Source organism: Dietzia sp. DQ12-76, from assembly GCF_014145045.1.
GTDB lineage: Bacteria > Actinomycetota > Actinomycetes > Mycobacteriales > Mycobacteriaceae > Dietzia.
This window is the reverse complement of the sequence record NZ_JAALDV010000004.1, coordinates 1-6,508: the sequence shown is the minus strand read 5'-3', so window position 1 is coordinate 6,508 and position 6,508 is coordinate 1. Positions and strand designations below refer to the sequence as shown.

Genomic DNA, 6,508 nt, shown 5'->3' with positions numbered 1-6,508 from the left:
TGGACCTGCGCAGTCTGCCGCTGGTCGACCGCGACGGGATCGATCGTGGTGGAACGGACCGCTCTGTCCCCGGCCCGGGCGCTGCCGTGCCCCTGACCGCCGAACCCCCGCCTGCCGGACCCCTGTCCCCAGAACCTGTTGAGGAGCCTCGTGCCCGGACTACCCAGATTCCGTAAACGCACCGCGTCGAGGGACGGCGCCGCGCCGGTGACCGTCCGGCCGCCCACCCCGCACCCGTCGGGCGAGCGACCGCCCGCGATCCCGGCGGAGTTCGTGCCGCGCCACGTCGCGCTGGTGATGGATGGCAACGGACGCTGGGCCCAGGAGCGGGGCCTGCCCCGCACCGAGGGGCACAAGCAGGGAGAGGCGGTACTCATGGACGTGGTCCAGGGGTGCATCGAGATCGGCGTCCCGTACCTGTCCGCGTACGCGTTCTCCACGGAGAACTGGAAGCGCAGTCCGGAGGAGGTGCGCTTTCTCATGGGATTCAACAGGGACGTGCTGCGTCGCCGCCGGGACGAGATGCACGAGCTGGGAGTGCGGGTGCGCTGGGCCGGCCGCCGCCCCAAGCTGTGGAAGTCGGTCATCTCCGAGCTCGAGGAGGCCGAGGAACTCACGCGGGACAACACGGTGATGACCTTGGCGATGTGCGTCAACTACGGCGGGCGAGCGGAGATCGTGGACGCCGCAAGGGATTTCGCGCGTCGGGTCGCCGCCGGGGAGTTGGCGGCCGACGACCTGACGGAGGAGAACTTCGCCCGTTTCCTCGACGAGCCGGACATGCCGGACGTGGACCTCTTCCTGCGTCCGTCCGGTGAACTGCGGACGTCCAACTTCCTGCTGTGGCAGAGCGCCTACGCCGAGTTCGTCTTTCAACACACGCTGTTCCCCGACTTCGACCGACGCGATCTGTGGGCGGCGTGCCTGGAGTACGCCGAGCGGGACCGGCGGTTCGGCGGGGTGCCCGGAGCCTGACCCCGATTCCGGGAGGCGCGGGTCGCCAGGGGGCCGCGAGGCCGATCCACCGGGGCGGCCCCGGGTCAGTCCACCGGACCCGGCGGCTCGTCCCGCCTGGAGCCGGCGCAGGCCGCGCAGAGGCCGAACAGCTCGACGGTGTGGGTCACCTCGGTGAATCCGTGAGCGCCACCGGCACGGTGCGCCCACGTCTCGACCCCGGGTTCCTCGACCTCCACCGTGAAGCCGCATTCCCGACACACCAGGTGGTGATGGTGGGAATCGGAGCACTTGCGGAAGATCAGCTCCCCGGAATCGGTGCGCAGCACGTCCACCGCGCCGGCGTCGGACATCGACTGCAGCGTCCGGTAGACGGTGGTCAGACCGATCGCGTCACCGCGTTCGCGGAGCTCCGAGTGAAGGTCCTGCGCGGACCGGAACCCCTTGGACTCGTCGAGCAGCGCGGAGATGGCACTGCGTTGGCGGGTCGAGCGGACGCCGATCGGCTTCTGGGCCCCGTCCACTGCTCTACTCCTCCCCGGCGTGCCCGACGGCCGCCTCGACGATGTGCAGCAGGTGGTCGTCGAGCAACTCGTAGCGGATCTCCCGCCCCCGGCGGTGCGCGGAGACGACGTGGGACGACTTGAGCACCCGCAGGTGCTGGCTCACCAGCGGCTGCGCGACGTCGAGGGCGTCCACCAACTCGTGGACACACCTCGGCCCCTCGCGGAGCTGCAGCACGATCGCGATACGCAGCGGAGCCGACAGCGCACGGAGCAGATCGCCCGCGGCGGAGACCACGTGCTGAGGCGGGAGCGGAACGGGGGCCGCGCGGGAGCCGGGGTCGTGGATCTCCGCGGCAGGCCCGGCGTCTGCCGGGGACTCGGGTCCGGATGCCATTGGCGCAACCTTCCGGGCGCGGTGGGGACCGGCGCCGTGTCGGGTGGGGGGACCCCAGTATCCCAGACCGCCGGGGTGGACCGGATACCCTGGTGAGAAGTGCCGCGGGCGCCGGCCCGCGCCGAGGTCGTCCACCCGACGCCTCCGTCCACCGACTCACCAAAGGGAGAACCCCCGACGTGGCATCCTCAGCGTCCGTCATCGACTCAGTCGTCAACCTCTGCAAGCGCCGGGGACTGGTGTACCAGTGTGGTGAGATCTACGGCGGGACCCGTTCGGCATGGGATTACGGTCCGTTGGGCGTGGAGCTCAAGGACAACATCAAGAAGCAGTGGTGGCGGACCTTCGTCACCGGCCGCGAGGATGTGGTGGGTCTGGATTCGTCGATCATCCTTCCCCGCGCGGTGTGGGAGGCCTCCGGTCACGTCGAGACCTTCACCGACCCGCTGGTGGAGTCTCTGCACACCCACAAGCGCTATCGCGCCGACCACCTCATCGAGGCCTATGTCGCCAAGCACGGGCGCGAGCCGGCCAACGGGCTGGCCGACATCAACGATCCGGTCACGGGCCAGCCCGGGGCCTGGACCGAGCCGCAGCTGTTCTCCGGGTTGATGAAGACCTACCTCGGTCCGGTCGACGACAAGGAGGGCCTGCACTATCTGCGGCCCGAGACCGCCCAGGGCATCTTCATCAACTACAAGAACGTCATGACCACCGCACGGCGTAAGCCGCCGTTCGGTATCGGACAGATCGGCAAGGCGTTCCGCAACGAGATCACCCCGGGCAACTTCATCTTCCGGACCCGCGAGTTCGAGCAGATGGAGATCGAGTTCTTCACCAAGCCCGAGGAGGCCGACGAGTGGTTCAAGCGGTGGGTCGAGGACTGCTGGGACTGGTTCGTCGACCTGGGGATCGACCCGGAGAACATGCGGCGTTTCGACGTCCCGGACGACGAGCGCGCCCACTACTCGGCGGGCACCATCGACTTCGAGTACAAGTTCGGATTCTCCGGTAACCCGTGGGGCGAGCTGATGGGTGTGGCGAACCGCACGGACTACGACCTCACCCAGCACCAGACCCACTCGGGTGAGGACCTGCAGTACCGCGACCAGGCCTCCGGTGAGAAGTACGTGCCGTACGTCATCGAACCGAGCTTCGGCCTGACCCGGTCACTCATGGCGTTCCTCATCGACGCCTACACCGAGGACGAGGCGCCCAACTCCAAGGGCGGTGTCGACACGCGCACGGTCCTGAAGCTGGATCGTCGCCTGTCACCGTTCAAGGCGGCTGTCCTGCCACTGTCCCGTAACGCGGACCTGTCGCCGAAGGCCCGGGATCTGGCCGCACAGCTGCGCAAGAGCTGGAACGTGGACTTCGACGACGCGCAGGCGATCGGCCGACGCTACCGCCGCCACGACGAGATCGGCACCCCGTTCTGCATCACCGTGGACTTCGACACCCTCGAAGACCAGGCCGTGACCATCCGTGAGCGGGACACCATGGAGCAGGAGCGCGTGGCGATCGACCAGGTCGAGGGGTTCCTCGCGCAGCGGCTCATCGGCTGCTGACACCGGCGCTGGCACACTGGTCGGGTGAACAGATCCCGGTCCCCGATGAGAGCGGTGTCCAGGGCCATCGGGTGGCTCGTGGTCCTCGCGTTGTTGTTGTGTCTCGCCGTGCCCGGATTCATCGCGTTCCGGGTGTGGCAGGTCGCGCGCGAGGACGACCGCACGACGGCCGACGCGATCGTCGTCCTGGGCGCGGCCCAGTACGACGGCGTGCCCACCCCGGTGTTCCAGTCCCGGCTCGATCACGCCGCCAGCCTGTACGAGCAGGGCGTCGCCCCGCAGATCATCACCGTCGGCGGGAATCAGCCGGGGGACCGGTTCACCGAGGCCGGTGCGGGCCGCTCCTACCTGGCCACCCTGGGCGTGCCGCCCACGGCGATCCTGGCGGTCGAGACGGGCTCCAACACGGTCGGCAGCCTGGACGCCGTCGCGTTGACCGTGCGTGACCAGGGCGGTGGTTCCGTGGTGTTGGTGAGCGATCCCACGCATTCGTACCGGGCGCGGATGATGGCCAGGGACGCGGGCCTGGACGCGTGGACCTCGCCGACCCGACAGGGTCCCGCGGTCTGGACCCGGGAGAACCAGATCCTGAGCATCATCCGCGAGACCGGCGCGGTGCTCTGGTACCAGTACCACCGGATCGTCGGCACCGACGTGGATTTCCCCGGCTGAGTGGTGGACACAAGGAGGGGACGCGCATGACGCGGTACGCGTACACGGCCGCAGACGCCGAGCGCCGGGTGGGCGGGGGGCCCACCCGGCCCCAGGAGACGGCGAGCGAGCGCAGCCCGTTCGAGAGGGATCGCGCACGGGTCCTGCACTCCGCGGCTCTCCGGCGGCTCGCAGACAAGACGCAGGTGGTCGGGCCCGGGGACGGGGACACACCACGGACCCGACTCACCCACTCGCTCGAGGTCGCGCAGATCGCCCGCAGTATCGCCGCCGGCCTCGGCTGCGACCCCGATCTCGCCGATCTGGCGGGGTTGAGTCACGACATCGGGCACCCGCCCTACGGCCACAACGGCGAGCGCGCTCTCGACGAGGTCGCGAAAGGGTTCGGGGGATACGAGGGCAACGCCCAGACGGTGCGGATCCTCACGCGGTTGGAGCCCAAGGTGGTCGACGCCGACGGGCGGGGCGTCGGCCTGGACCTCACCCGCGCCGCGCTGGACGCGGCCACCAAGTACCCGTGGCTGCCGCGAGAGGGCACGAGGAAGTTCGGTGCCTATCCCGACGACGCGGAGACTCTCGCCTGGATCCGCCGCGGCGCACCCGGGGACACCCGGTGTCTCGAAGCGCAGATCATGGACTTCTCCGACGACGTGGCCTACTCGGTCCACGACGTGGAGGATGCGATCGTGGCCGGCAGGCTGGACCTGAGGTCGCTGACCGATCCGTCGGAGGTCTCGGCGTTGGCCGAGCTGGGCGCGCGCGAGTTCCGGGGGCCCGACGCCGACCAGCTCCGCGAGGCGGCCACGCGTCTCGGTGCGCTCGAGGCGGTCCGCGCCGTCCAGCCGTTCGAGGAGACGTTCGCCGGTGCCGTCGCCCTCAAGGCGTTGACCAGCGAACTGGTCGGGCGGTTCGTCATGCCCGCCATCCACACCACTCGTCAGGTACACGGCGAGGTGCCGCACGGACGGTACAGCGCCGACCTCGAGGTGCCCCTGCATGTGGAGGCCGAGGTGGTGATGCTCAAGACCATGGCCGTGCGATACGTGATAAGTGACCCGGGGCACCGGGCCCGTCAGGACCGTCAACGGGACAGGATCCACCGGGTGGCCGAGTTCCTGGCCCACTCGGCTCCCGCCGGTCTCGACGCGGTCCTGCGTCCGTTGTGGGACCAGGCTCCGGATGATGCGGCGCGGATGCGCGTGATCGTGGACCAGGTGGCCCTCTACACAGAGAGCCGGCTCGAGCGGATCGACCGGGCGAGCGCGGGGATCCAGGCGGCCTGGGGCTGAGCAACCCGCCCGGCTCGCATGGCCCGAACGGCCGGCCCACGTCGAAGCCTCATCTCGGACGTGCGCGTCAGCCCACAGCCCTGGTGAGGTCGCCGACCAGCTCCTCGATGCCGAGCCCGTAGATCGTCCCTCCGGGGGTGAAGCCGGTCCGCACCACCACCAGGTCGGCGGAGGGGACCACCACGGTGTACTGACCGTCGTGGCCCGCGGCCCAATAGGCGTCGGCGGGAATCCCGGGCAGGCGGAGCGGGGAGCCGTCACCGGCGTCGTTGACCCACCACTGCGCGCCGTAGGGTTCGGGCTCCCCGCCGGCCGGGACGACGGTCGTCGCGTAGTCCATCCATCCCGCGGGGAGCAGGCGGCGACCGTCGACCACGCCGTCATCCAGCGCGAACTGGCCGAAGCGCGCCCAGTCCCGCGGCGTGGCCCACAGATACGAACTGCACACCGACCGGCCGGAGGCGTCCGCCTCGAGCACGGCACTGGTCATCCCGAGTGGCCCGAACAGCAACTCGTCGGCCATCTCGGGCCCGAGGCCGGTGCGCTCGTGGAGCAGGTCGCACACGATGTTGGTGGTGCCCGAGGAGTACTGGCGGAACGTCCCGGGGTCGTGGGCGAGCGGCTGGGCGGCGGCGAAGGACGCCATGTCGGGCTCCGCGAAAAGCATCTCGGTGATGGGGGTGCCGAGGTCGTAGTCCTCGTCCCACTCCAGCCCGGAGGTCATGCGCAGCAGGTCGTCGAGCGAGATCTGCGCCCTCCCGTCGGTCCACTCGGAGCGCAGGCCGGTGCCCGCCGGGTCGAGGTCGGCGTCGGGGAACTCCTGCTGCGCCCGCCCGACCAGGGTGGCGGCCACGCTCTTGGCCATGGACCACCCGAGCTGCCGGGTGTCCGGTCCGAAGCCGTCCGCGTACCACTCGTCCAGGATCTCGCCGCGGTGGAGCGCCACGAGTGCGCGCGTGCCCTCGACGTCGGCGGCCCGGTCGAGCGCGGCACCGACCGCGGCCGGGACCTCGGTGGCCTGCGGTAGGTCGATGCCCTCCGGGCGGTCCTCCGCCGGTCGGACGAGAGAGCTGTACGCGGAACCCTCGGCGCGGCCATCGCCCACCGCGCAGCCGTACTCGGAGG

7 protein-coding genes are annotated in these 6,508 nt (G+C 70.2%); 4 read left to right on the top strand and 3 right to left on the bottom strand.

Annotation, left to right across the window (positions count from 1 at the left end; translation table 11 throughout):
• The first annotated feature begins 207 nt into the window (after window positions 1-207).
• Complete coding sequence (locus G6019_RS00145) at window positions 208-975, top strand: isoprenyl transferase (RefSeq protein WP_107756121.1); 768 nt, start codon at window positions 208-210, stop codon at window positions 973-975.
• Window positions 976-1,040: 65 nt separating this feature from the next.
• On the opposite strand, the gene G6019_RS00140 is transcribed toward G6019_RS00145, so the two are convergent.
• Entirely contained in the window at window positions 1,041-1,478 is a 438-nt protein-coding gene (locus G6019_RS00140; RefSeq protein WP_107756122.1) for a Fur family transcriptional regulator, read from the bottom strand.
• A 4-nt stretch (window positions 1,479-1,482) separates the two neighbouring features.
• Window positions 1,483-1,854, bottom strand: coding sequence for an ArsR/SmtB family transcription factor (locus G6019_RS00135; RefSeq protein WP_176475081.1), 372 nt, complete (start codon window positions 1,852-1,854; stop codon window positions 1,483-1,485).
• A 179-nt stretch (window positions 1,855-2,033) separates the two neighbouring features.
• On the opposite strand from G6019_RS00135, the gene G6019_RS00130 reads away from it, so the two are divergent.
• From G6019_RS00130 to G6019_RS00120, 3 genes are read left to right on the top strand one after another with little or no spacing between them, the layout of a single operon-like run.
• Window positions 2,034-3,422 carry a glycine--tRNA ligase gene (locus tag G6019_RS00130; protein WP_107756123.1) on the top strand — a complete coding sequence of 463 codons (1,389 nt, stop codon included), beginning with the start codon at window positions 2,034-2,036 and terminating at the stop codon, window positions 3,420-3,422.
• A 45-nt stretch (window positions 3,423-3,467) separates the two neighbouring features.
• Window positions 3,468-4,094, top strand: a complete 627-nt coding sequence (locus tag G6019_RS00125) for a YdcF family protein (protein WP_194305295.1) — start codon at window positions 3,468-3,470, stop codon at window positions 4,092-4,094.
• 26 nt (window positions 4,095-4,120) lie between these two features.
• Window positions 4,121-5,383, top strand: coding sequence for a deoxyguanosinetriphosphate triphosphohydrolase (locus G6019_RS00120; protein WP_182613094.1), 1,263 nt, complete (start codon window positions 4,121-4,123; stop codon window positions 5,381-5,383).
• A 67-nt stretch (window positions 5,384-5,450) separates the two neighbouring features.
• Here G6019_RS00120 and G6019_RS00115 read toward each other — a convergent pair.
• On the bottom strand, window positions 5,451-6,508 hold a 1,058-nt coding region (locus G6019_RS00115), incomplete at its 5' end, for a serine hydrolase domain-containing protein (protein ID WP_182626868.1).